This window comes from Flavobacterium sp. B114r, from assembly GCF_056824125.1.
Map to the genome: position 1 here is coordinate 4255155 of NZ_CP124858.1, position 23062 is coordinate 4278216.

21 protein-coding genes are annotated in these 23062 nt (G+C 33.5%); 8 read left to right on the forward strand and 13 right to left on the reverse strand.

Translation table 11 applies throughout. The features are described 5' to 3' along the window. Positions 1 to 70: 70 nt before the first annotated feature. Positions 71 to 1183 (forward strand): PepSY-associated TM helix domain-containing protein, encoded by a 1113-nt coding sequence (locus tag QLQ94_RS18065; RefSeq protein WP_271334227.1) that lies wholly within the window; start codon positions 71 to 73, stop codon positions 1181 to 1183. 90 nt (positions 1184 to 1273) lie between these two features. On the opposite strand, the gene QLQ94_RS18070 is transcribed toward QLQ94_RS18065, so the two are convergent. The 8 genes from QLQ94_RS18070 to QLQ94_RS18105 form a co-directional block, all read right to left on the reverse strand. After that, positions 1274 to 2359, reverse strand: a complete 1086-nt coding sequence (locus tag QLQ94_RS18070; RefSeq protein ID WP_271334226.1) for an NAD(P)H-dependent flavin oxidoreductase — start codon at positions 2357 to 2359, stop codon at positions 1274 to 1276. A gap of 18 nt (positions 2360 to 2377) precedes the next feature. After that, positions 2378 to 2827 (reverse strand): nuclear transport factor 2 family protein, encoded by a 450-nt coding sequence (locus QLQ94_RS18075; RefSeq protein WP_271334225.1) that lies wholly within the window; start codon positions 2825 to 2827, stop codon positions 2378 to 2380. 1 nt (position 2828) lies between these two features. After that, entirely contained in the window at positions 2829 to 3563 is a 735-nt protein-coding gene (locus QLQ94_RS18080) for an SDR family NAD(P)-dependent oxidoreductase (RefSeq protein WP_427401582.1), read from the reverse strand. A 5-nt stretch (positions 3564 to 3568) separates the two neighbouring features. Next, on the reverse strand, positions 3569 to 3787 hold the full coding sequence (locus tag QLQ94_RS18085; protein ID WP_482498036.1) for a tautomerase family protein: 219 nt from the start codon (positions 3785 to 3787) through the stop codon (positions 3569 to 3571). Between the two features lie 4 nt (positions 3788 to 3791). After that, on the reverse strand, positions 3792 to 4346 hold the full coding sequence (locus QLQ94_RS18090) for a YceI family protein (RefSeq protein WP_271334222.1): 555 nt from the start codon (positions 4344 to 4346) through the stop codon (positions 3792 to 3794). 290 nt (positions 4347 to 4636) lie between these two features. Then, a complete protein-coding gene (locus QLQ94_RS18095; RefSeq protein WP_271334221.1) occupies positions 4637 to 5206 on the reverse strand; it encodes a Crp/Fnr family transcriptional regulator in 570 nt (189 codons plus the stop codon). Positions 5207 to 5477: 271 nt separating this feature from the next. Further along, positions 5478 to 5957 (reverse strand): MarR family winged helix-turn-helix transcriptional regulator, encoded by a 480-nt coding sequence (locus QLQ94_RS18100; RefSeq protein ID WP_271334220.1) that lies wholly within the window; start codon positions 5955 to 5957, stop codon positions 5478 to 5480. Between the two features lie 2 nt (positions 5958 to 5959). After that, the gene (locus QLQ94_RS18105) at positions 5960 to 6451 is read right to left on the reverse strand and encodes a GNAT family N-acetyltransferase (RefSeq protein ID WP_482498038.1); all 492 of its coding nucleotides are present in this window, start codon (positions 6449 to 6451) and stop codon (positions 5960 to 5962) included. Positions 6452 to 6775: 324 nt separating this feature from the next. On the opposite strand from QLQ94_RS18105, the gene QLQ94_RS18110 reads away from it, so the two are divergent. Both QLQ94_RS18110 and QLQ94_RS18115 read left to right on the forward strand, forming a co-directional pair. After that, positions 6776 to 7363, forward strand: a complete 588-nt coding sequence (locus tag QLQ94_RS18110) for a TetR/AcrR family transcriptional regulator (protein WP_271334218.1) — start codon at positions 6776 to 6778, stop codon at positions 7361 to 7363. Between the two features lie 97 nt (positions 7364 to 7460). Continuing rightward, a complete protein-coding gene (locus QLQ94_RS18115; RefSeq protein WP_271334217.1) occupies positions 7461 to 8273 on the forward strand; it encodes an SDR family NAD(P)-dependent oxidoreductase in 813 nt (270 codons plus the stop codon). Between the two features lie 119 nt (positions 8274 to 8392). On the opposite strand, the gene QLQ94_RS18120 is transcribed toward QLQ94_RS18115, so the two are convergent. From QLQ94_RS18120 to QLQ94_RS18140, 5 genes are all read right to left on the reverse strand, one after another. After that, a complete protein-coding gene (locus tag QLQ94_RS18120) occupies positions 8393 to 9052 on the reverse strand; it encodes a CatA-like O-acetyltransferase (RefSeq protein WP_271334216.1) in 660 nt (219 codons plus the stop codon). A gap of 160 nt (positions 9053 to 9212) precedes the next feature. Then, the gene (locus tag QLQ94_RS18125; protein ID WP_482498041.1) at positions 9213 to 11636 is read right to left on the reverse strand and encodes an ABC transporter permease; all 2424 of its coding nucleotides are present in this window, start codon (positions 11634 to 11636) and stop codon (positions 9213 to 9215) included. 42 nt (positions 11637 to 11678) lie between these two features. After that, positions 11679 to 14087: an ABC transporter permease gene (locus QLQ94_RS18130; RefSeq protein ID WP_271334214.1), complete on the reverse strand. Its 2409-nt coding sequence runs from the start codon at positions 14085 to 14087 to the stop codon at positions 11679 to 11681. Position 14088: 1 nt separating this feature from the next. Next, positions 14089 to 16512, reverse strand: coding sequence for an ABC transporter permease (locus tag QLQ94_RS18135; RefSeq protein ID WP_427401589.1), 2424 nt, complete (start codon positions 16510 to 16512; stop codon positions 14089 to 14091). 4 nt (positions 16513 to 16516) lie between these two features. Next, on the reverse strand, positions 16517 to 17230 hold the full coding sequence (locus tag QLQ94_RS18140; protein ID WP_271334212.1) for an ABC transporter ATP-binding protein: 714 nt from the start codon (positions 17228 to 17230) through the stop codon (positions 16517 to 16519). A 281-nt stretch (positions 17231 to 17511) separates the two neighbouring features. Between QLQ94_RS18140 and QLQ94_RS18145 the strand changes: the two genes are divergently transcribed. The 5 genes from QLQ94_RS18145 (at position 17512) to QLQ94_RS18165 (ending at position 22970) form a co-directional block, all read left to right on the forward strand. Beyond that, positions 17512 to 18873, forward strand: coding sequence for a sigma-54-dependent transcriptional regulator (locus QLQ94_RS18145; RefSeq protein ID WP_482498044.1), 1362 nt, complete (start codon positions 17512 to 17514; stop codon positions 18871 to 18873). 134 nt (positions 18874 to 19007) lie between these two features. Next, positions 19008 to 20342, forward strand: a complete 1335-nt coding sequence (locus QLQ94_RS18150) for a sensor histidine kinase (RefSeq protein ID WP_271334210.1) — start codon at positions 19008 to 19010, stop codon at positions 20340 to 20342. 72 nt (positions 20343 to 20414) lie between these two features. Beyond that, positions 20415 to 20792, forward strand: coding sequence for a response regulator (locus tag QLQ94_RS18155; RefSeq protein WP_271334209.1), 378 nt, complete (start codon positions 20415 to 20417; stop codon positions 20790 to 20792). A gap of 508 nt (positions 20793 to 21300) precedes the next feature. Further along, entirely contained in the window at positions 21301 to 21909 is a 609-nt protein-coding gene (locus tag QLQ94_RS18160) for a hypothetical protein (protein ID WP_271334208.1), read from the forward strand. 8 nt (positions 21910 to 21917) lie between these two features. After that, positions 21918 to 22970 (forward strand): ligase-associated DNA damage response exonuclease, encoded by a 1053-nt coding sequence (locus QLQ94_RS18165; protein WP_271334207.1) that lies wholly within the window; start codon positions 21918 to 21920, stop codon positions 22968 to 22970. Positions 22971 to 23062 lie beyond the last annotated feature (92 nt).

Consider the following 23062-nt stretch of genomic DNA (forward strand, 5'->3'; position numbering starts at 1 on the left):
TCTAAAGATGCTGTAGAATTAGTCTAAATAAGTATAAATTTGTCGCTGAATTTTAGAATATAGAAATAGTATGAAGAAAGGATTAAAAAAAACTGTTGGTATGATCCACTTATGGCTGGGGCTTGGTTCTGGTTTAATTGTTTTTATTGCTGCATTAACAGGAAGTCTTTTAGTTTTTGAAAAGGAAATCGACACTGCCATACATCCTGAATTTTATAATGTTACAACTATAGGTACCACAAAAAAAACCATTGATTACTGTACGGATATACTACAGAAACACTATGATATAAAGAAAATAACGCGTATTTACACTTTTAATGATCCTGCGCGTACAATGCAAATCTTAGGGAAGGATACAAAGAAAAAAGCCCAATTTTTTTCTATTGATCCCTATACTGGAAAAGTTCTGGCAACAACACCTCAGGAAAAAAGATTTTTTGTTTTTCTTCTTTCTTTGCACAGACAACTATTGATGGTCGATGTTGGAAAAATTATTATGGGAACTTCCTGCCTGATCTTTGTATTCATGCTTATCTCAGGTATTGTTTTATGGTGGCCAAAAAAGATTAAAAACATGAAACAAAGATTAACTGTAAAATGGGGCGCTTCTTTTAAAAGGGTGAATTGGGATTTTCATTCGACTTTTGGTTTCTACAGCTTTTTAATTTTATTGATTATTTCCCTAACCGGATTATCCTTTGCTTTTTCCTGGTTTCAGGACGGAGTTTATTTTCTGGCTGACGGCACAACAAAGAGACCTTCTGCGAAAGTAAAAAATCCAACAAAAATAGATCCTAAACTAAACAATACGGCCTTTTATCAAAGCATTTACAATAAAGCAGACAGTATTTTTCCGTATACCGGAAACATTCAAATCAGGATGCCTGTTGATACAATCAATAGCATTTTGGTATTGAAAGAAAATTTAGAAAAAACAATTCCCAATCAATCCAGTGCTGCTTATTTTGATAAATATACGGCTAAGGAAATTGAAGCAAGACCTTACGAATCTTTTTCAAACGGAGATAAAATAAAACGTCTGAACTACCCTATTCATACCGGAAGCATTTATGGTTTACCAACCAAAATACTTGCTTTTTTAGTTTCTCTTTTTGCTTTGACATTACCTATTACGGGTTTATTAATCTGGTTAGGAAAGAAGAAAAAAACAGCTAAATAATAATATTACAGCAAACCCGACAAGTTTTTAAAACTTGTCGGGTTTAATATGTGAGACAAAGAATCTCCACTTTTATATATTTGAATCAGACTATCCTTTCAGATCATTAAAATAAGCCGTAGTTTCTTCAATCAAAGAGTTCATTAATGCTACAGCTTTGGTATGCTTTAAAATAGGTGCAATTTGTCCACCCCAAAATAAGATCATATCCCATTTTTGCTGATCAAGAGCTGCTTTTCGCAATGGCGATATAAGCGTAGTTTGTAACGGAAAGGGAAGAATACTTTCTTCTTTACCTAAAATTTCTTCAGCTAATCTGCTCGTTAATCCTCGACCTAAACGTCCTGTGTACGCACGGGATAAAGTGGTGTATTTTGCGGCATCAGAGAATAACATTTGCCTGTGAATTGGTAAAGCATTCGATTCATCACAGGCTAAAAATGCGGTACCAATCTGGGCAGCGTCTGCTCCTAAAGCTAATGCTGCGGCAACACCTTTTCCGTTTGCAATTCCGCCTGCAGCGATAACAGGAATTTTTACTTTTTCACGAATAAGCTGTAATAATACAAAAGTTCCCGTTAAGGATGATTCGGCGGAAGCCAAAAATGAAGGCCGGTGTCCGCCAGCTTCAAAACCCGATGCAATAATCATATCTGCACCTGAATTTTCGAGAAAAATAGCCTCATCTAATGTAGTTGCTGCGCCAACGGTTATAATTCCTAACCTTTTACATTGTTCTAAAACATCTGCAGAAAGTGCCCCAAACATAAAACTGAATACTTTAGGTTTGACATCCAAAATTACTTCTAACTGATTCTCAAATCGGGATTGAAACGGAACCGGTTTTTCCGGTATCGGAATTCCAACTTCATCAAAATAAGGCTTATATAATGCTTTCGTGTTGTTGTATTGCTCGTCTGTAAGACCTGATTGTGGAATATCATGATCAGAAACCCATAGGTTGATATTATAAGGTTTATTGGTAGCAGCTTTTAATTGTTTGTCTGCATCAAAAATTTCCTGAGGAGACATTGTATAAGCTCCGTATCCGCCAAGTCCGCCTGCGTTTGATACCGCGGCAGTCAGTTCTACCGTTGATAAATTACCGCCAAATGGTCCCTGCATGATAGGATAATCAATGCCTAATAATTTTGTAGCTTTTGTATTGTACCACATTGCTATTTTATTTAAAGTTTAATTGCTTGTATCCGTCAGCATTTTATTGACGATAAGCCATTTTCCGTTAATCTTATGGAAAGATAAAAAATCCCGATAATTAAAATCGTACATTTTTACATTAATTTCGGCCATAGCAATCGAGTTCACTACAGAAATTTTCAGAATTTCCCCTTTGAAAGGTTTTCCTGAATCCCTGGGACTTTGCCTGTTCTTTACACCACTTAAATAAAGATCCACCGTTTTAAAATAAGGCTGGCCTTGTACGTCTCCAAAAAGTAAAGCGCCTTCATAAAAAATGCTCCCCAAACGTATTTCGTCTCCTTCGTAGATTCCTTTAAAATAATAATTATCTAATGCATCAGTAATAGCTGATACGTCTGCCTGATTTTCCATTTTGGTATTATTTTGAGCTTTTATGCCTTGTAAGGTACAAAGCATAAAAGCCATTAATAAAATATTTTTCAACTTAATTTAAATGATGCCCCGCTCCTTTACCGCCATCAACATTGATGATTGAACCGGTAATAAAGCTACTTTTTGCAACGGTATACACCATTTCGGCTACGTCATCGACCTCTCCTACTCTGTTTAAAAGATGTAATCCCGCACTTTGATCAGCATTAGCGCCGTGCATTGGCGTACGAATAACGCCCGGAGCAACAGTATTTACACGAATATTTTGTTTCCCGAATTCAGCTGCTAACTGAAGCGTCAAAGCATGAATTGCACCTTTACTGGCAATTGGTGCCGAAGCTGGCCAACCGCCTAATCCGTGGTTTACTATAGGTGTTCCAATATTAATTACAACTCCGTCTTGTTGCTTCAGCATTTGCGGAATCACTGATTGTGTAGTGAAATAAGTTCCTTTTAGGTTTGTTTTCAAAAATTTATCCAGATATGCTTCATCCACTTCCAGGAATGGTTTGCTTTCGAAGATACCGGCATTGTTAACCAATACATCTACAGAACCAAATTTGTCTAAAGCAATTTTTACCAATTGTTCGCCCGTTTCTTTATTGCTCACATCTCCGGCAAACATTGCCAGATTATTGCCCGCTCCCAATTCATTATAAGCACTTTCTAAAGAAGATGCTGTAAACGAGTTGATGATCACATTATCGCCTCTGTCCAGAAAATATTTCGCGATTCCTTTTCCTATCCCAGATGATGCTCCGGTAACAATTATAGTTTGTTTTTTCATGATGCTTATTTTTTATTGGCTGTAATGCCTTTTTCCCTTAATATTGATACTTGTTCTCCTGCGTAACCCCAATCGTCTAATTCTATTTCCTGAATTACAACTTGAGTTAAATGCGGATCCTTGTTCAATACATCAGTAATCAAATTGGTGATTCCGCTTATTAATTGCTGTTTTTGTTCGCGGGTTACGCCTTCACGTGTCAATTCTAGTTTTACGTATGGCATGGCTTCAGTTTTTAGATTCTGATGAAAATGAAGCTTCGGCAGTGATATTAAAATCTAAATCGAAGTCATTGTAAATCAAGGTATCTCCTAAATCAACAAAGAAGTTTCCTGAACGGAATTTGATATTGTATTTGGTACGATCAATTACCAGTTTACCATTAAGGGAAATGGTATTTCTATTATTTTCTATTATTACATTAAACCCAACCAAATGTGTGATTCCTTTTATGGTAAGATTTCCTTCAAGAAAATAGCTGTTATCTGATTGCTCCTTTGCATCTATAATATCAAAATTTGCAAAAGGAAATTTTTCTGTAGCAAAAAAATCATCCGATGCCAAATGTCCGGCAAATTGTGCGTTTGTTGCAGAATCCGTAACATCGAGTATTTGTATTGAAGCTGTATTGATTACAATATTTCCGCCTTTTATTTTGCCGTCAATCAGGATAAAATGACCTTCTTCGATACCAATTGTACCATTATGCGAACCGGTAACTTTTCGGCCAGTCCAATCGATTTTGCTATTTGAGCTTATGATTTTAAAATTTATTGTTTCCATATTTATTGTATTTAAAAGTACAATACAAAGGAACGGCGGGTATGAAAATTGGTTACGTGATGTAGATCACAATCTTTTTTTAAGGTGCAAAGTGTTTTGTTTTACGTAGATTTTCATTCTCATTTTTGTCATCTCGACGAAGGACAGATCACATATAGCTCGACAAAGATTGTCACTTTATTTGCGGAGTTTCTGGTGTGATCTCTCCTTCGTCGAGATGACAAGCAAACCGGAAAATAGAAATTAAATAAATCATCTCCTAAAATCTCCCAAAATCTGCATAAAAAAAATCACGCGTTAAGTCGGCTTAGGGTTTCTCTCGAAACGCCAAGATAAGCAGCAATTAAATGTTTAGGAACTAAGTTGTAAAGTTGGGGATATAATACCATAAGTTCTTCGTAACGAGTTTTGACATTATTATTCATAAAAGATAAAAGTCGTTTTTGAGAAGCGATATATCCTTTGTTGGTTCTCCAACGGAAAAAATGCTCGATTTGATGAAATTCATTACATAATTTCTCACGGTCGTTATTAGAAAGGCAAAGTAATTCGACATCTGAAATGCAATCTACATTTATGGTTGCGGCAGTTTGATTATATAAAGCATCATAATCTGATGTCCACCAGGTTGGCATGGCAAATTGCAGAATATACATTTTGATCTCGTCGTTGATAAAAAAAGCTTTCAAACAACCTGAAATCACAAAATACTCGCACTCTACTTTGTCGCCTTCGCTGATTATAGTTTGCCCTTTTTTGAAAGATAAAGGCTTAAAATGCGAAAAGAAATAATCAAATTGCTCCTCTGTCAATGAAGCAGTTTTGGCGATATGTTGCTGTAGTATTTCTTTGGTATTCATAAAAAAAGTAGAAAGGTTCAGAGTGGGCAAAGGTACAAAGGTTTTTTTTATAAGATGCAAAGGCTCAAATGGACAAAGCTTTTTTCTTCCTATCATAGTTAGGTATTCGTTTTCGAAAAAAAAAGTATAAATCACAAACTTCCGACAACAAAGAAGACGCACTGCTGTGCGCCTCTACAATAAAAACTTACTCTTTATTCTATACTCTCTATTCTCTATTCTCTATTCTCTTTACTCTATTCTCTTTACTCTATTCTCTTTACTCTATTCTTTACTCCAAACTCTTCAACTGTAACGCTCTTTGTAAAAAACTCTGCTGTTTTATTTTGTTTTCGGCTTCGTTAATCGCCTGAAGTAAATTGTTTTGATTGTCTGCTATTTCTTTAAGGACGTTCGACATTACATCCCAAACTGGTTTCATTTTCAGAATCAATTCCTGGCCTTTTGGCGTAAGCAAAATCAATCTTTTACGTTCGTCGACTTTGTCTTTTTTTGAACGGATTAGTTTTTGTTTTTCGAGCTCTTTTAATAAACTAATGGTCGAAGGATGAGTATAACCAATTTCGTTTGCAATTTCGACAACGCTCAAAACCTCTTTATGATGTAAAGTGTAAATGACAGGAAACCATTTGGGCTCAAAATCGATGCCGTATGATTTATAAAATAACGCACCATCTTTTCGCAATTGCTCGCTCAGACGCTGTAATCGGGTTGAAATGGCTAAAATTCCTGATTCATCAATTATATTCATCGTTACTTTTTTAGTTTTAAATGACAAAATACATTGTCGGCACTCATGACAGGAAATGTATTTGGAAGTGCTTCTTTTTCGATTCTTATAAAATGGTTTCTTTCATAAAAACGCAAAGCAGCTTCTAATACCGTTATGGTTCCCAAATATAAATCATCAATTTGATTTTCATTGCAATAATCGAGTAAAGTGTCTAATAATTTCTGGGCAATCGAAAACTCTTTTCCACGAAATTCTTTCTTAACAAACATTTTTCTAATCGCAGCTTCTTTGTCAGCAAATTTTACTAAAGCAATTGTGCCTACTAATTCATTATTTATAAAAGCACCCCAGAAATGACCTCCTCCATTATAATAGAAGTTCTTTATATTTAATAAATCCGGTTGGTCTTCGATCGTAATGGCGACATTAAATTCCTTTTGCTGTATGTTTAAAATTAACTCTACAATTTCGTTAGAGTATTTATTTTCGATAGGAATAATTTGTGATTTCATTTCTTTTACAATTTACAATGCAAAACTACGTAGTTAAATACGTAAATAAAAATATTTGATTAAAAATTGTTATTTTTTGTTTCACGCAGATTTAAAAAAGATTTAAGCAGATATTGAAGATTATTTTTTATTTCTTTATTATGTCAGCATTTAAATTAAAAAATCTGCTTAAATCTGCCTAATCTGCGTGAAATAAACTTGCGCTTTTTGTGAGATTCGCACAATTAATGCAGCTATGAAATGTGAAACTTATCACAAAAAATTAAAACAATTTGCATAAATGACCAATCGGTCATATATTTGTACCCGTAAATGAAAACTATCATGACAAAGGGAGAAGAAACCAGACAATTCATTCTAGAGAAAGCAGCCCCAATCTTTAACACAAAAGGGATTGCCGCTACTTCTATGAGTGATATTATGGAGGCTACCAAATTGTCTAAGGGAAGCATGTACGTTCATTTCGAAAATAAAGATGTCCTTGCTTGCGCCGCTGTAGATCATAATATGAAGGTATTGGGTGATAAACTTTTATCTGAAGTGAGTAAAAGTAAAACGGCCAAAGAAGAGCTTTTTGCTTATATAGATTTTTTTAGCAATGCCGTAAATCCTCCGCTTACAGGCGGTTGTCCGTTATTGAATTTCGGGACAGAGGCAGATGATACCAACCCCGTTGTTAAAGCAAAAATAAATAAAGGCTGTAACTCTAATCAACAGCTATTGGCTAATAGTGTAAATAAGGGAATTGCCAATGGAGAGTTTGAACCGGAATGGGATGCTGAGGAATTTGCAGTCGTTATGTTTGCCATGATGGAAGGTGGTCACCTTATATCAAGAGTCTCAGGCAGTAATGACAAAATGAGAATTATAACCAAAACCCTAAGAAAAATAATAGAGGAAAACACACTTTAATTTTTTTTTCTTATAAAAATGACCGAACGGTCACTAAAATAATTACAAATATCAATATCATTAATAATTCACCACTAACAATTAATAATTTAAGATCATGTCAAAAACAATTTTAATTTCAGGAGCATCAAAAGGATTTGGAAGAGCCTGGACAGAAGCACTTTTAGCAAAAGGATATAATGTAGCTGCAACAGCGCGAAATATCGATACCCTTGCCGACTTAAAAGCACAATACGGAGACGCAATTTTGCCTTTAACATTAGACGTAAATAAACGCGAAGATTCATTTGCATTAGTAGAAAAGGTAAAACAACATTTTGGTACAATTGATATCCTGATCAATAATGCAGGTTATGCACTAAACGGAGCTGTTGAAGAAGCCAGCGAAACAGAAGCAAGAGCACAATTTGAAACGAACTTCTTTGGAACTCTTTGGTTAACTCAGGCAGTTTTACCAATTATGAGAAATCAAAAAAGCGGTCATATTATACAAGTTTCTTCTATTTTAGGAATTGCCACTTTACCCAATTTAGGTCTTTATAATGCGTCTAAATTCGCCGTAGAAGGTCTTACTGAAACTCTGGCTCAGGAAGTAAAACAATTTGGTATCAATGTTACTTTGGTTGAACCAAACGGTTATTTTACTGATATCTGGGGTAACGGTTTCAATAGTAAAAGTATTGATGCTTATGACGGACTTAGAAAAGCAATAGCAGAAGGACATGATCCTGACAATTTCGGAAAAACAAGTGCTACAGTTCCTGCAATCATCAAACTGGTTGAAGCAGAAAATCCACCACTACGCCTATTCTTAGGAAGAATAGCGTTGCCATTTGCAAAACAAACTTACGAGCAAAAATTAGCAACCTGGGAAGAATGGGCTGATGTTTCTGTAGCTGCTCATGGTTGATTAAAATAATTTTCAATAAAACTAAAACCTCCAAAATCAATGACTTTGGAGGTTTTATTATTTAGAAATCACATTCGATAATCCGTTTTTCGATTAATAAAACTCTCCGTTTTTTTTGATTAAAGCATCCAATCTTCCGCATTTTTAGCAAAATCCTGCATATCATTAATCAGCTTACTGGTGTGATATCCATCAGCAACCGCATGGTTTACAAATACTGCAACCGGAATTAATATTCTGTCATCTTGCTTAAAGTATTTTCCAAAACGAATTAGCGGAAACATGAAATTAGATTCCTGATATGTATCTTGAGAAAAATTTGTAAAACTTAACCAAGGTAAAGCCGAAATAGAACAAAAATTTGCAGGACGATCTAAGCGTGCTTTTATACCTTTAACATCCTTGTATTTTTCTATATCGCCTACTATTGTTTCATAGAAAAACTTAAAATCTTCATGATATTCACTCCAAACATCTGAAAAAGTTTTATCATCTTCATGAAAAATCGTGTATGAAGGAACAACGTAATTCCAATAACCTAATTGATATTGATCATTATAACTCATCCTAAATTCTTTGTTCTGATTTACAGAACGCATAATTACGTAAAGAAATGACGGGAAAAACTTTAATTTCCTTCCTTTTGATACTTGGAGCAATTCTGTAATGTCAACATTCGCATTGATTGTGTATTTGCATTTTATAATATTATTAAAATAATCAAAATAAGGTTGTCGTTCCCAACTTTCGGGATCAACGGGTTCAAAAAAATTTTCCATAGTTTATTATTAAATCTATTCTTGTTTTAGTCTTAGGAGTTTGATTTATTACAAAAATAAAATATCAATTCTCTAATTAGCCCTAAATATCAGGTAGAAAACTTTATATCAAAAATAAATTAACAACTCTTTAATAAATAACTTCCGTATTTTTTAAGATTTATTCGTATTTTAAGTATTTTAAAATATCAGTTTTGGTTGCTATATAAGCTCTTGACAATACAATTATTAAAGTCAGAATTAATAAGACTACAAAGCCTAAAATGAAATGAATTAGCGACATTTCTATTCGATAAGCAAAGTTCTCTAGCCATTTATTCAGCAAATAATATACTGGAAAAATGGCGATTAAAAATCCTATTACGCAGTACAGGATGTATTGTTTTGATAATTCTTTTAGTAAAGTATTTGTTTCTGCTCCTAGCGTTTTTCTTATTGCAATTTCTTTCATACGCCTTTGTATGGAATAAGATGCAAGTGCAAATAATCCAAAAAGAGCAATTAAAACAACAACAATATTGAGCAGTGAAAACAAGTTTTTTTGTTTTGTGTAAGCTTCATAAGTTCTCGCATATTCTTTATCTACGAAATCATATTGAAATGGATATTCGGTATCAACTTTCGACCATAATTTTTCGATATTGGCAATCGTGTTTTCCATATCATCCCGTTTTAGTTTTGCATAAACTTTGTTGATGTTATGTGTCATACCAAACATTTTGATATTGTAAAAAGCAATTGGCGGTACTTTTGATTCAGGACTTAATAAGTTAAAATCCTGAACAATACCAATTATTTTTAATTTTTGTTCCCGAATTAAAAGTTCCTTGCCAAGAGGATCTTTAAGATTCATTAATTTTGATGCACTTTCGTTTATGATCACAGAATTTATAGTGTCTGAAGCCCGTTTTCTATCAAAATTTCTTCCCTTAATTATTTTGATGTTCAACATTTCAAACATGCCAAAATCTAAAGGAATAATGCGTTGTTTAAAAAGTTCATCATTGTATAAAACCGCATTTATAGAATTATCTGAACCATCAAACGCAATAAGGCCCGTCGAGATTTGTTCAACGCCTTTAATCTTGTTGAGCTGCTGTTTTATGATATTGTATTTGTTGTAAATATTTTGCGCTGCATTTTCTCCCTGGTAATCGACCGATGGAAAATTTAAAGAAACCGAAATTACCTTATCGCCCTTAAAACCCAAATCTTTATTCTGTAAATATTTAATTTGTTGGTATACTATATTTGAGCCAATAATAAAAAAGGCCGCAATGGCAAACTGAAAAATAAGCATTCCGTTACGCAGCCAAATACCGTTTTTGCTTCTTTCGAAATTTCCTTTCAAAACTTTAAAAGTTTCGAAATTGGATATATAAATAGCCGGAAATAATCCTGCCGTCAAAATTGTAATGATAAAAATCAATATCAATTGTATGTAAAACTGACTGGCAAGAAGTACAATGTTTTTGTTTAAAAAATTGTTGTAATACGGCAAAGTCAGCTCTACAATTACTAACGCCAGTAAAATAGAAAAACTCGTGGTTAAAACCGTTTCAAAGAGAAACTGACTAATAATATCGCCTTTTGATGCACCCGAAATTTTACGTACTCCAACTTCTTTCGCCCGCTTTACGGCATTAGCGGTTGCGAGATTGATGTAATTAACAATCGACAAAATGAGAATTAAAAGAGATAACCCCATCATGATCATTAAAAATTGATAATTCCCTCGTGTTTCAGGATAACCATCTGTTATCGAATGTAATCTGGCTTTTGATAATGGTTCAAGAATAACCGTAAAATGACCTACTTTTTTAGCCATAACTTCGGGCGTAAAACCTGCTTCTTTGGCAAGTTGCGCAATAAAATTATGGTTGTAAATTCTTTCGAGTTTCTGTCTTGTCAGATCAACTTTTGACGGATCTTTTACTTTTAATAATAACTTTAAAATAAACGGATTTGTCTTTCCTGAAGTGGTCAGTTTCTTCATTTTATTGATGATGGCATTTGGCGCAATCGAAGAATTTCCGGGAATATGATAAACAGCCCGTACAGAAAACAGCTGGTCAAAGCATTTTATTTGTTGCCCAATGGGGTTTTCATTTCCAAAAACCCTTTTAGCTGTAAGATCTGAAATAGCAATGCTGGAATCATCTTTTATAGCTGAAATTGCATCGCCCTGAATAATTTTGAAAGGAAAAAAAGAAAATAAATTTTGTTCGACATTGATAATTTTATCTACAAATTCCTTTTTTCCTTTGTAAATAATTTTATCCTTTTGATACCAGTAATCAGAATCAGCATATAATGTAGATTCGATATTTGGATCTTCGTCTAAAGCCGGTTTCAGGAATAAGGCACAATCTGACCAGGCAGGCATATCGCTTAGTTGAACCAAAACCTGGTATACTTTTTCTTTTTCAGGATTCCAGGCATTGTAATTTTGTTCGTCGTTCCAGTAAAGTAGTGCAAAAATCAGCCCGGAAATTCCTATTGACAATCCTAGAATATTCAGAAAAGAGAAAAGCTTGTTGTGCTTTAAGCGGTAAATAAATATGTTGATATAGTTTAGTATCATAGTTATAGTTAGTGGTTAAATAGAATAAAGACATTTACTCTTTTATTCGTACTTTAAATATTTCAGAACGTCAATTTTAGTGACCTGATATGCTTTTGCAAGCACAATAGTTAATGTCAAAAATATCAAAACAACAAAAGCTACAAGAAAGGGAATGATGGGAATATCAATTCTAAAGGCGAAATCCTCTAACCATTTTTGCAATAAAAGATATGCCGGAATAATTCCTATCAAAAAACCAATCGCACAAAAAATCACATATTGTTTGGATAAATCTTTAAGCAGAACATTTGTATCAGCGCCTAGTGTTTTCCTGATAGCAATCTCACGCAACCTCCTTTCCATAGAAAAAGAAGCTAAAGCGAACAATCCAAAAATGGCAATTAGAATCACAATTCCGTTTAACAGAGAAAATAATTCACTTTGACTTTCATAATTTTTATAAGTACGTGCAAAACTTCTGTCTACAAAATTGTATTCAAAAGGATATTCGGCATCTACCTTTGTTCTCCAGAATTTATCAATTGCAGCAATTGTTTCAGGCATATCTTTTGGCTGAATTTTAACCGAAATATTAGACATGTCCCTAGACATCCAGTCAAAGGCTTTGATATGCATGAAAATCATTGGCGAAATGTTATTTTCAAGTCCAAAATAATTGAAGTCTTTTACGATCCCTACTACTTTTAATTTTTTACCTTCCCAAATAACTTCTTTATTAAGAGGATCTTTTTCCTGTAATGTCTTAGCGGCAGCTTCATTAAGCAAAACGTTGTTAATAGTGTCAGAAGCAAATTTACTTGTCAGATCCCTTCCTTTAGCTATCTTAATTCCCAGAAGATCCAGCATTCCAAAATCAATTGGCATTTGCTGTGTTATGACTTCCTTATTGTCTTTATAATGCAATCCTGACCATGAATTAACATCATTTCCTATAGAAAATACTCCAGCTGAAACGGCCTGAACCCCTTTTATTTTCAAAAGTTCCTGTTGTATTATTTTGTACCGTTCAAATTGATTTTTTTCTTTTTTGGGTTTAAAAGAAATATCCATTACCTGAGCTCCTTTAAAACCTAAATCTTTATTGGCCATATAGTTGACCTGCTGATATACTATAAAAGAACCAATTATAAAAAAAGTTGCGATCGCAAATTGCAAAACCAGCATACCATTTCTAAGCCAGATTCCGTTTTTACTGCGGGAAAAATTTCCTTTTAGAACCTTTAAAGGCTCAAAATTAGAAACATAAATAGCGGGTAAAACTCCGGAAACCAAAATGACAATTACAAAAATGACTATTAACTGTAAATAAAACTGAGAACTTTCAAGGATTAAATTTGTGCCTATAAGTGAATTATAAAAAGGAAGTGAAAGTTCGACAATTACCAATGCTAACAAGAGCGAAAAAAGCGTAATTAATGTGGTTTCAAATACAAATTGAGTGATAATTTGTGACTTTGCAGCACCAACGATCTTTCTTACACCAACCTCTTTAGCACGTTTAGCCGCATTTGCAGTAGCAAGATTAATGTAATTTACAATTGATAATACTAAAATAAGAATCGATAATCCCATTAAAATTTTTAAAAACTGAAGATTTCCGGTTCCTTCCGGAAAAGGGCAGTTTCCCTGATGAAGCCTCGACTTTGAAAATGCCAGTAATTTTGGCTTTGTCAGTTCGCCATAGAGCTTTAAGTAAGCATCAAAGGTTATTCCTTCAGCTTTTGCCTGTTTTTTATAACAATTTTCAATATAAATAGTATTCAGCCTTTTAAGGACAGCAGTCGTATCGCTTTGTTTGTTTAATTTTAGAATTAATCCAAAATTTAATCCCCAGTTATCTTTCTTCTTTTCCAGATTTTCCTCTATTATACTAGTAACTGCAGCAGGCATTACCGAAGATTTTTTGGATAAGCTGTATATACCGCGAACGACATAATAATTTTCAGCATATTTAACCTGTTTTCCCATTGGGTTTTCATTCTTAAACAAACGGGCAGCTGTCTCTTCAGAAAACGCGATACTATTACGGTCATGAAGAGCGTCTTTTTTATTACCTCTAATAAATTCGAAGGGAAAAAAAGAAAAGAAATTGCCCTGAGCAGAAAAAATCTTATCGACCAATTCTATTTTCCCATTGTACTGTATGGTTTCCTTTTCGTAATTACTTGAAAAATAACAATAATCCTGTACATCTGCAGTTGATTTTAAGAGCGGTCCCGGTACAGGAGAATTGACAGCCCAAACATTACCACCGCCAATATCATTTAGAACAGCGTAAATTTTATCTTTTTCAGGATTCCACTGATCATACGAATGTTCATCATTCCAATACAAAGTGGCAAAAATTAATCCCGCAATTCCAATACTCAAACCCAAAATATTCAGAGCTGTAAAAAGCTTATTGTTTTTGATGTGATATATAAATATGTTGGTCCAGTTCTTTAGCATCTTATTCGTATTTTAAATATTTTAAAACATCAATTTTTGTTGCCTGATACGCTCTTGTAAGTACAACTAATAATGTTAATATCAATAAAGCACTGAACCCAATTATAAACGGATAAACAGAAATACTAATTCGGTAAGCAAAATTCTCTAACCACTTATCCAATAAATAATAAACCGGAAACAAAGCCATTAAAAAACCTACTATACTAAAGATGACATATTGTTTGCAAAGTTCTTTTAATAAAACATTTGTTTCTGCGCCTAGGGTTTTTCGAATCGCAATTTCTTTCATACGTCGTTCTATAGAGTACGAAGCGAGAGCAAATAACCCGAAGAGTGCAATTACAATAACAACAATATTCAATAAAGAGAAAAGATTTTTTTGCTTTACATAACTGCTATACGACTTCTTATATTCTTTATCTACGAAATCATATACAAATGGATATTCTGTATCTACCTTTTTTGTCCACAGATTTTCTATATCACCTATGGTTTGTTGCATAGTTTTAGGATCAGCGGTAATGTAAATATTGTTCAAAAGTCCTGAAAACCAAGGAACGCTTTTAAAATGGAAAAAAGACATTGGAGGTATTGCATCTCCCGGATTTCCTATATTAAAATCTTTTACAACTCCCACAATAATGGCATCTTGTCCGTTCCAACTCAGTTTTTTACCTATCGGATTTTTTTCACTTAATAGCTTTAAGGCAGTTTCATTAATTAGCATCGAAGTAACGGTATCCTGTGCAAATTTCGGACTCAAATAACGTCCTTTTACAACTTTTATTTTCATCATTTCCAGCAGTCCAAAATCTATTGGTACATTACTTCCGTCAATTTTTATATACTTGTAATGATATGTTATTACAGATTTTACACCTTTTCCAAAAACAAAACCACCTCCTGCAACTTGCTGCACTCCTTTTATGTGCTTTAATTGGTTTTGAATAATACTATATCGTTCAAAACGGTCTTTATCAGTTATTGCGTCGCCATAGATATTTCGGTATGAAACATTAAGGATTTGTTTTCCGCTAAAACCCAAATCTTTTGCATTCATAAGCTCTATTTGCTCATAAACAATATAAGATCCTACAATAAAGAAAGCAGCTACAGCAAACTGAAAAATGAGCATCCCGTTTCTAAGCCACACACCGCTTTTACTTCTTCCAAAATTTCCTTTTAATACTTTTAATGGTTCAAAATTAGCAACATACACAGCCGGAAATATTCCTGCCAATATTACAGTTATGAAAAATATAGCAACAAGCTGGATATAAAACTGTCCGCTTTGCAATACGAGTGATTTATCTAAAAAAGCATTATAATACGGTAAAGAGATCTCGACAATGACCAATGATATTAAAATTGAAAACAACGAAATGATGGCAGTTTCAAAAATAAATTGTTGAATTATAGAAAATTTAGAAGCTCCTATGATTTTGCGAACTCCCACTTCTTTCGCTCTCTTTACAGCATTTGCCGTAGCTGAGTTAACATAATTTACAATAGATAGCGTTAGGATTAAAACAGATAATCCAACCATGATAAGCAAAAATTGAAGATTGCCGTTTGCTTCTACCACACCACCGGTTTTTGTATGTAATCGAATAGATGATAATGACTCTAAACCTGGTTTTACCTCGCCATATTTCTTAATAAATTCTTCAGGTTTAATACCTTGCTCTTTTGCAAAACGAGTTGTCATGTTTGCAAAATATATTTTCTGAAGATTTTGAGTCACTTGCTTTTGGTCATTGGGATTTTTTAATTTTAATAACAGAACAAATTGAAAATTACCCCATTGCTGAATGGTTTCTTTAATTCTTGTATCTATAAAATTAACCACGCACGAAGGATTGTAAACTGATTTTTTATCGAGTTTATAAACACCTCTTACTATTAGGTTTTTACCCTGGAGTACGATTTGTTTCCCTACGGCAGGTTGGTTTCCAAAAAGCTGAATGGCCAAATCCTGTGACAAACAAATACTGTTTACATCTGGTAATGCATTTTTTGAACTTCCTTCAATAAATTGATATGGAAAATAATCAAAGAAGTTTTTTTGTGCTGCAATTATTCTGTCAGACTGCACTTTTTTATTATTAACGCGAATAATATCATTTTCATAATTGCCGTTCAAATAACAGTAAGATGCTACTTCAGGGCTTGCTTCTTTTATTGCAGATCCTATTGGTGCTGAACTTGAAGCCCAATAGGTAGTCGCATCCATTTGATTGGCGACTAAAAATACGTTATCTTTATTAGGATTCCACTGATCGTATGAATGCTCATCATTCCAATATAAAATAGCGAAAATTAATCCCGCGATTCCAATACTCAAACCCAAAACATTCAAAGCCGTAAAAAGCTTATTGTTTTTGATGTGGTAAATAAATATGTTGATCCAGTTCTTTAGCATTATCTTAGTTATTTAAGTTTGCTGCAAAAACATCGACATTTCTATTGTTCATTTTCTCAGAAAGTATTACCCCATCTTTCATCAAAATAGTTTTTTGCGAAAACGAGGCATCATAATCAGAATGTGTTACCATCAATATTGTGGCACCGCTGGCGTGAAGATCCGTTAATAACTCCATCACTTCATTACCATTTTTACTGTCAAGATTTCCCGTTGGTTCATCGGCAAGAATAATTTTCGGGTCATTGATCAAAGCCCTCGCAACGGCTACACGCTGTTGTTGTCCTCCTGAAAGTTGTTGCGGATAATGTTTTAAACGATGCGAAATACCTAATATCTTAGCGATATCCTCTACTTTTTTCTTTCTCTCTGATGACGGAACATTATTGTAAATCAGCGGCAATTCGATATTATCATAAACCGATAATTCATCTATTAAATTGAAATTCTGAAATATAAACCCAATGTTTTCTTTTCTGGCTTTCGATTTTGATTTTTCTTTTAGGCCAATCATCTCCTGTCCCAGCAATTTATAACTTCCCCCTGAAGCACTGTCCAATAATCCAATGATATTTAATAAAGTTGACTTTCCGCTTCCGGAAGGCCCCATGATCGACACAAAATCCCCCTGGTTAATCGTTAGCGAAATTTCACTTAAAGCTTTTGTTTCAACTTCTTCAGTTCTAAAAATTTTTGAAAGTTTGGTAATACTGATCATAATAATTTGTTTTTGATGTTTGATTTTCTTTTTGAGAATTTTAAGTGCTGAAGTAAAAAACAGATCCTAAATTAAGATAATAGATAACATAATCTATAAATATCTATTTTTGTTACATTTACCGGTAATAATGATTCTCATACTTGATGATTTGCTAACCTTAATGTGATTTTCATGCCAAAAATTTAAAGATTGTAACTGCCTTATTTTTAAATTCTTATTTATTTAAGAAATTCAAAAGTGTCCACTATTGGACAGCTTTCGTCCAAAACCGAACAAAAATGAAAAAGACAAATGCCTCAATTTTAATCATAGACGATCAAGAAGACATCCTTTTTGCGTCGAAAGTATTCTTGAAAAAGTATTTTGAAGACATTTATACACTTAATAATCCTAAAAATATTGTCGAATTATTGTCAAAAAAAAGCATCGATGTTGTTTTACTTGACATGAATTATCGAATTGGTTTTGAAGACGGAAAAGAAGGTTTGTATTTATTGAAAGAGATAAAGACACTTTCTCCCAAAACTGTTGTGATATTAATGACTGCTTTTGGCAAAGTTGAAACTGCTGTTGAAGGATTAAAAAATGGTGCATTTGATTATATCCTAAAACCGTGGGAAAACAAAAAATTACTCGAATCTGTAAAACAAGCCGTTGATAAAGCACGAAAAGATCAGAAAAAGGAAAAGAAGATTGAAATCGAAAACAACTTTTTTATTGGTACTTCTGAAATTATAAAAAAAGCTTATTCCTTCGCAGACAAAGTAGCTAAAACTGATGCTAATGTTTTAATTCTGGGCGAAAATGGAACTGGAAAATTTGTTCTGGCGCATCATATCTTCAGTCAGTCTGATAGAAAAAATGGCCCTTTTATGACCGTTGATTTAGGTTCTTTGAATTCGAATATTTTCGAAAGTGAATTATTCGGATATGCAAAAGGTGCTTTTACAGATGCAAAAACCGATACTCCGGGACGTTTTGAAATGGCACAAAACGGAACTATATTTTTGGATGAAATTGGGAATGTTCCACTGCATCTACAATCTAAATTATTGCAGGTTATCCAGACAAAAACCGTAACCAGATTAGGAGAAACGAAAGCAAGACCATTGAATGTACGTATTATTACGGCAACGAACTTAAACCTGAAACTGGAAGTTACCGATAAAAATTTCAGGGAAGATTTGTATTATCGCATCAATACTATGGAAATTGTATTGCCTCCTTTGCGCGAACGAAACGAAGATAAAATTCCGTTGGCCGAATATCTATTGGATAAAATGATCGAAAAATACAGCAGGGACAGGATTACTTTTGATAAAAAAGTTCTCGAACAAATCGAAAAACATGCCTGGAATGGAAACATCAGGGAAATGGAAAATAAGATAGAACGTGCCGTTATTCTTTGTGAAAACAATAAAATTACCGTTGCTGATTTAGATCTGGAAATTATCACCGCTTATGAAGAAAACGTGGATGACATTCAGCTTTCTGCTGTCGAAAAAACTGCCGTTGAAAAAGCGTTAATCAAAAACAATAATAATATCAGTAAAACTGCCGAAGAATTGGGTTTGTCACGCGGTTCATTATATAGACGTTTAGAAAAATATAATATTAACATCAAAACAGATGGTCTCTAATTTATTTTAACACATAGAAACATAGTATTACATAGTGTTGAAAGGCGTTTTACTTAAAATAAATCGCATAGCTATGAGATAAATAATGGTTTCAAAAAATTAAATTTTAATTCTCAATTTTTAATTATTAAAACATGTTTCAATCCATCAAGACATACAAACTTCTTTTTTTAAGATTAATTCTAATTGTTGCGGGAATCGAAGTTTCTATTTTTTTCTTTAAAAAAGAATTGCTTTTTACTGGAATATTTGGACTTTTTATCGTTTTTCTGCTTCTAAGGGAAATGTATTTTTATGTTCGTAATTTTGTTTTGATTTATAGCAAAACCATAGCTTCGATATTACAAAATGATTTTAGTTCCGATTTTTCGAAACATAAATTCAACAAGAATTATAATGACTTATTTCATTTATACGATATCTTAAAAAACAAACAAAAAGAACAGGTTTCACGAGACATCATATATCGTTCTATCTTGAATAATATTGAAACGGGAATTATCATTTTGCAAAAACAGGATAATGACTGGAATATTTTTTTAATGAACGATTACTTTTCGACGCACTTTAATGTTCCTAAAGTATCCAAATGGAAATACCTAAAAAACCAATTGCCTTCTTTGTGTGAAATCCTTGAAGAAGATAATTTTCAAGAGATTAAAACATCGGTAGAAATCCGGGTAAACGAACAAAACATGCAGACATTTGTTTTGCAGGCTTCCAGAACAGAAATTTTTGAACAGGATTATTTTATTGTTTTACTCGATTCAATTCAAAATGTTGTCGAGAAAAAAGAGAAAGAAGCGTGGGTAAATTTGATGAAGGTGATTTCTCATGAACTATTAAATTCTATTACGCCTATTCGTTCTATTTGCCAGAATTTACAAGATTTGGTCGAACAGGATTCAATGTCGGCAGAAGATCTTGAGGATGTCAAAAATAGTGTTGAAACCATGTTGAGACGAAGCGATCATTTACAAAAATTTGTCGAAGGCTATCGAAAACTAGCCATGTTGCCTACTCCAAAAAAAGAAAAAGTAGAACTACAATATTTAATCGATAACTGTCTTCAGATTATGAATCCGCTATTCAGGGACAATGCTGTTAAAGTAGTAAACGCAATAACACTTAAACGCTTCATTAATATTGATGCGCAACAAATAGAACAGGTTTTAATTAATCTTTTAACGAATTGCATTTATGCGTTGAAAGATACATTTGATAAGCAGATTTATATTTCGGCGGAAGCAAAAGAAAACCGAATCTTTATAAAAATTATTGACAACGGAAACGGCATTGAAAAAGAAATAGAAAATAAAATATTCCTGCCTTTTTTCACCACAAGACAAGAAGGTGCCGGAATTGGATTAACCTTATCCAAAAATATTATTGAAGCTCATGGCGGTTATATCGCACATAAAACCGAAGATCATAAAACTGTTTTTGAAATTTGTTTCATCGAAGATTAAACATCTATATTATGTAACATCCTTATAAAATTATATAACCGCAAGTTCCGGATTTTAAAATAATTTCATAAAATGAAAAATACAGTAATTTTATTAGTGGACGACGACGAAGATGATTGCGAACTTTTTATCGCAGCCATTGCTTCTTTGAACAAAAATATACTGACTACGATTTCTAATAATTCATTAGAAGCTCTAAACAATTTAAAAGTAGCAACAGTTTTACCTGACTTTATATTTTTGGATATGCAAATGCCTTACCTAAGCGGAGCAGAATTTATTCAAGAACTACGACAAATTCCTAAACTTAGTCCAATTAAGATTGTGGTTTACTCCTCGCACTCTCATGATACACTAAAAAAATTAACCAATGAATTTGATTCTGTTCAAATATTTACAAAACCTAATAATTTTCAGGAATTAGTTAGCACACTGGATGGTATCTTGTAATACTTATAATCTCATACATTATAAAATTGAAACCTTAGGCTATTACGAAAAACATCGCGAACGGTTTCAACCATTTGGATATAATATATATCGCAATAGATTTCATCTTAAATCCCACTAACATACGCTGGATGTTCCAGAGGTTGAAACCTCCAGCTATGCGGAAATATGAAGAAATTAATGATTTTAAATACTAAAAAACATCGCGAACGGTTTCAACTGTTTGGACGTGATATATATCGCAATAGATTTCAAACCTGCATTGGACTAATATTCTCCGGGTGTTCCCAAGGTCGAAACCTCGGGCTATGCGGAAATATGAAGAAATTAAATGGTTTTAGATACTAAAAAACATGGCGAACGGTTTCAACCGTTTGGAAACGTGATATCATACGCATCAAGTTTCAAAAAGAAATCATATAACATTTACGAAAAAAAGTATAAATTCTAAACTTGCCTCACGAAGTAACTTTGAGAAAGTAATTTTACCACTAATACCTTAATTGTTATGCTACTACAATTTATCTCACAACTATTCGAAAGCGACGAAACGGATCATAATGAATACGATATTGTGATTCAGATAAATGATAAGGTTTCTCCTTTAGACAAAAGAAATCTTTATCTTCTTCCTTTAAATGAATTATTATTAGAAAAAAATTATGGTGAAATTTCAGGCGGTGGAATTCTTAAAGAAGAACCGGGTGAAATTATTTTTTGCGATATCCATATCAAACTTTTTGATGAAAAAATTGCTCCAAATATTTTAAAAAATATTAAGACTTGCCTTGAAGATTGTGGTGCTCCAAAAGGATCAAAAATAATTATAGAAAATACCCATCAGGAAATTCCGTTTGGTAAAAACGAAGGAATTGCCATATATCTTGATGAAGAAAATGCTGAAGAAAAAGAAGAACAATATAATTTGGATTTTGTTCAATCTGAGATTTCAAGAAGAACCAATACCTCTCAAACTACAGAGAGATATTGGAAAGGAAATTCGACTACAGGATTATACTTTTACGGACAATCATATGAGAAAATGAAAGACGAAGTATCTCATTTCATGACGGCAAATCCGTTGTACAAAACAGCAAGAATTGCACAAATAGCTTAATTAAAATTATGAAAACCCCACTATTAGCCTTCAACGATAAAGGAATATATTGCCAGCAGGCCGATGTATATCTTGATCCATGGCGTCCGGTTACAAATGCTATTATCACACACGGACATGCAGATCATGCACGTTGGGGGCATAAAAATTACATTACACATTATGAAAATGTGCCTATTATAAAACACCGTTTGGGCGATATTAATGTTACCGGAAAAGACTGGAACGAAACTTTTACCGTAAATGGTGTACAATTTTCCCTCCACCCTGCCGGACACGTTATTGGTTCTGCTCAGATACGCGTAGAATACAAAGGCGAAGTCTGGGTTTTTACGGGAGATTATAAAACCGAAGATGACGGAGTTTCCACTCCTTATGAAGTGGTAAAATGCGATGCTTTTATCACCGAATGTACGTTTGGATTACCCGCTTTTAAATGGACACCTCAAGCCGAGGTTATGACGGATATCAACAATTGGTGGGCAGAAAATCGAGCCGAAGGCAAAACGTCAGTCCTTTTTGGATATTCGTTAGGAAAAGCACAACGTTTACTAAAATATCTGGATACTGATATTGGAAAAATATATACCCATGGAGCCATCGAAAACATGACCGAAGTATTGCGTCCGTTAGTAGATTTTCCGCCCACAACGAGAGTAACTTCTGAAACTAAAAAAGAAGATTTACTGGGAAGTATTGTCCTCGCTCCGCCAAGCGCTCACGGAAGTACATGGATCAGGAAAATGACTCCGTTTATTACAGGTTCTGCAAGTGGCTGGATGACCTTTCGAGGTGCCAGACGCAGACGCGCCGTAGACAGGGGTTTTGTTCTAAGCGATCATTGTGACTGGACAGGTTTACTGGAAAGCATTAAAGCAACAGGAGCCGAAAAGATAATTTGTACACACGGCTACTCAGATATTTTCTCAAAATATCTTCAGGAAATTGGTTATGATGCTCGAACCGCTCACACACAATACGAAGGAGAATTGGGAGAAATGGATTCAAAGAAAGATGTTGAGGAAGAAATAGAAACTGAGAAAATAGAACAAAGAGAATAGAATATAGACTATTGCTTAAATTTTTGAAACATATAGAAACATAGGATTTGTTTAATGCTTAAAAAGGATACAAAAAGAAATACATTTCTTTC

Coding starts and splice junctions, on each gene's coding strand:
- QLQ94_RS18065 (WP_271334227.1), top strand. CDS start 71: ATGAAGAAAGGATTAAAAAAAACTGTTGGTATGATCCACTTATGGCTG.
- QLQ94_RS18070 (WP_271334226.1), bottom strand. CDS start 2,359: ATGTGGTACAATACAAAAGCTACAAAATTATTAGGCATTGATTATCCT.
- QLQ94_RS18080 (WP_427401582.1), bottom strand. CDS start 3,563: ATGAAAAAACAAACTATAATTGTTACCGGAGCATCATCTGGGATAGGA.
- QLQ94_RS18085 (WP_482498036.1), bottom strand. CDS start 3,787: ATGCCATACGTAAAACTAGAATTGACACGTGAAGGCGTAACCCGCGAA.
- QLQ94_RS18090 (WP_271334222.1), bottom strand. CDS start 4,346: ATGGAAACAATAAATTTTAAAATCATAAGCTCAAATAGCAAAATCGAT.
- QLQ94_RS18095 (WP_271334221.1), bottom strand. CDS start 5,206: ATGAATACCAAAGAAATACTACAGCAACATATCGCCAAAACTGCTTCA.
- QLQ94_RS18100 (WP_271334220.1), bottom strand. CDS start 5,957: ATGAATATAATTGATGAATCAGGAATTTTAGCCATTTCAACCCGATTA.
- QLQ94_RS18105 (WP_482498038.1), bottom strand. CDS start 6,451: ATGAAATCACAAATTATTCCTATCGAAAATAAATACTCTAACGAAATT.
- QLQ94_RS18110 (WP_271334218.1), top strand. CDS start 6,776: ATGACAAAGGGAGAAGAAACCAGACAATTCATTCTAGAGAAAGCAGCC.
- QLQ94_RS18115 (WP_271334217.1), top strand. CDS start 7,461: ATGTCAAAAACAATTTTAATTTCAGGAGCATCAAAAGGATTTGGAAGA.
- QLQ94_RS18120 (WP_271334216.1), bottom strand. CDS start 9,052: ATGGAAAATTTTTTTGAACCCGTTGATCCCGAAAGTTGGGAACGACAA.
- QLQ94_RS18125 (WP_482498041.1), bottom strand. CDS start 11,636: ATGATACTAAACTATATCAACATATTTATTTACCGCTTAAAGCACAAC.
- QLQ94_RS18130 (WP_271334214.1), bottom strand. CDS start 14,087: ATGCTAAAGAACTGGACCAACATATTTATATATCACATCAAAAACAAT.
- QLQ94_RS18135 (WP_427401589.1), bottom strand. CDS start 16,512: ATGCTAAAGAACTGGATCAACATATTTATTTACCACATCAAAAACAAT.
- QLQ94_RS18140 (WP_271334212.1), bottom strand. CDS start 17,230: ATGATCAGTATTACCAAACTTTCAAAAATTTTTAGAACTGAAGAAGTT.
- QLQ94_RS18145 (WP_482498044.1), top strand. CDS start 17,512: ATGAAAAAGACAAATGCCTCAATTTTAATCATAGACGATCAAGAAGAC.
- QLQ94_RS18150 (WP_271334210.1), top strand. CDS start 19,008: ATGTTTCAATCCATCAAGACATACAAACTTCTTTTTTTAAGATTAATT.
- QLQ94_RS18155 (WP_271334209.1), top strand. CDS start 20,415: ATGAAAAATACAGTAATTTTATTAGTGGACGACGACGAAGATGATTGC.
- QLQ94_RS18160 (WP_271334208.1), top strand. CDS start 21,301: ATGCTACTACAATTTATCTCACAACTATTCGAAAGCGACGAAACGGAT.
- QLQ94_RS18165 (WP_271334207.1), top strand. CDS start 21,918: ATGAAAACCCCACTATTAGCCTTCAACGATAAAGGAATATATTGCCAG.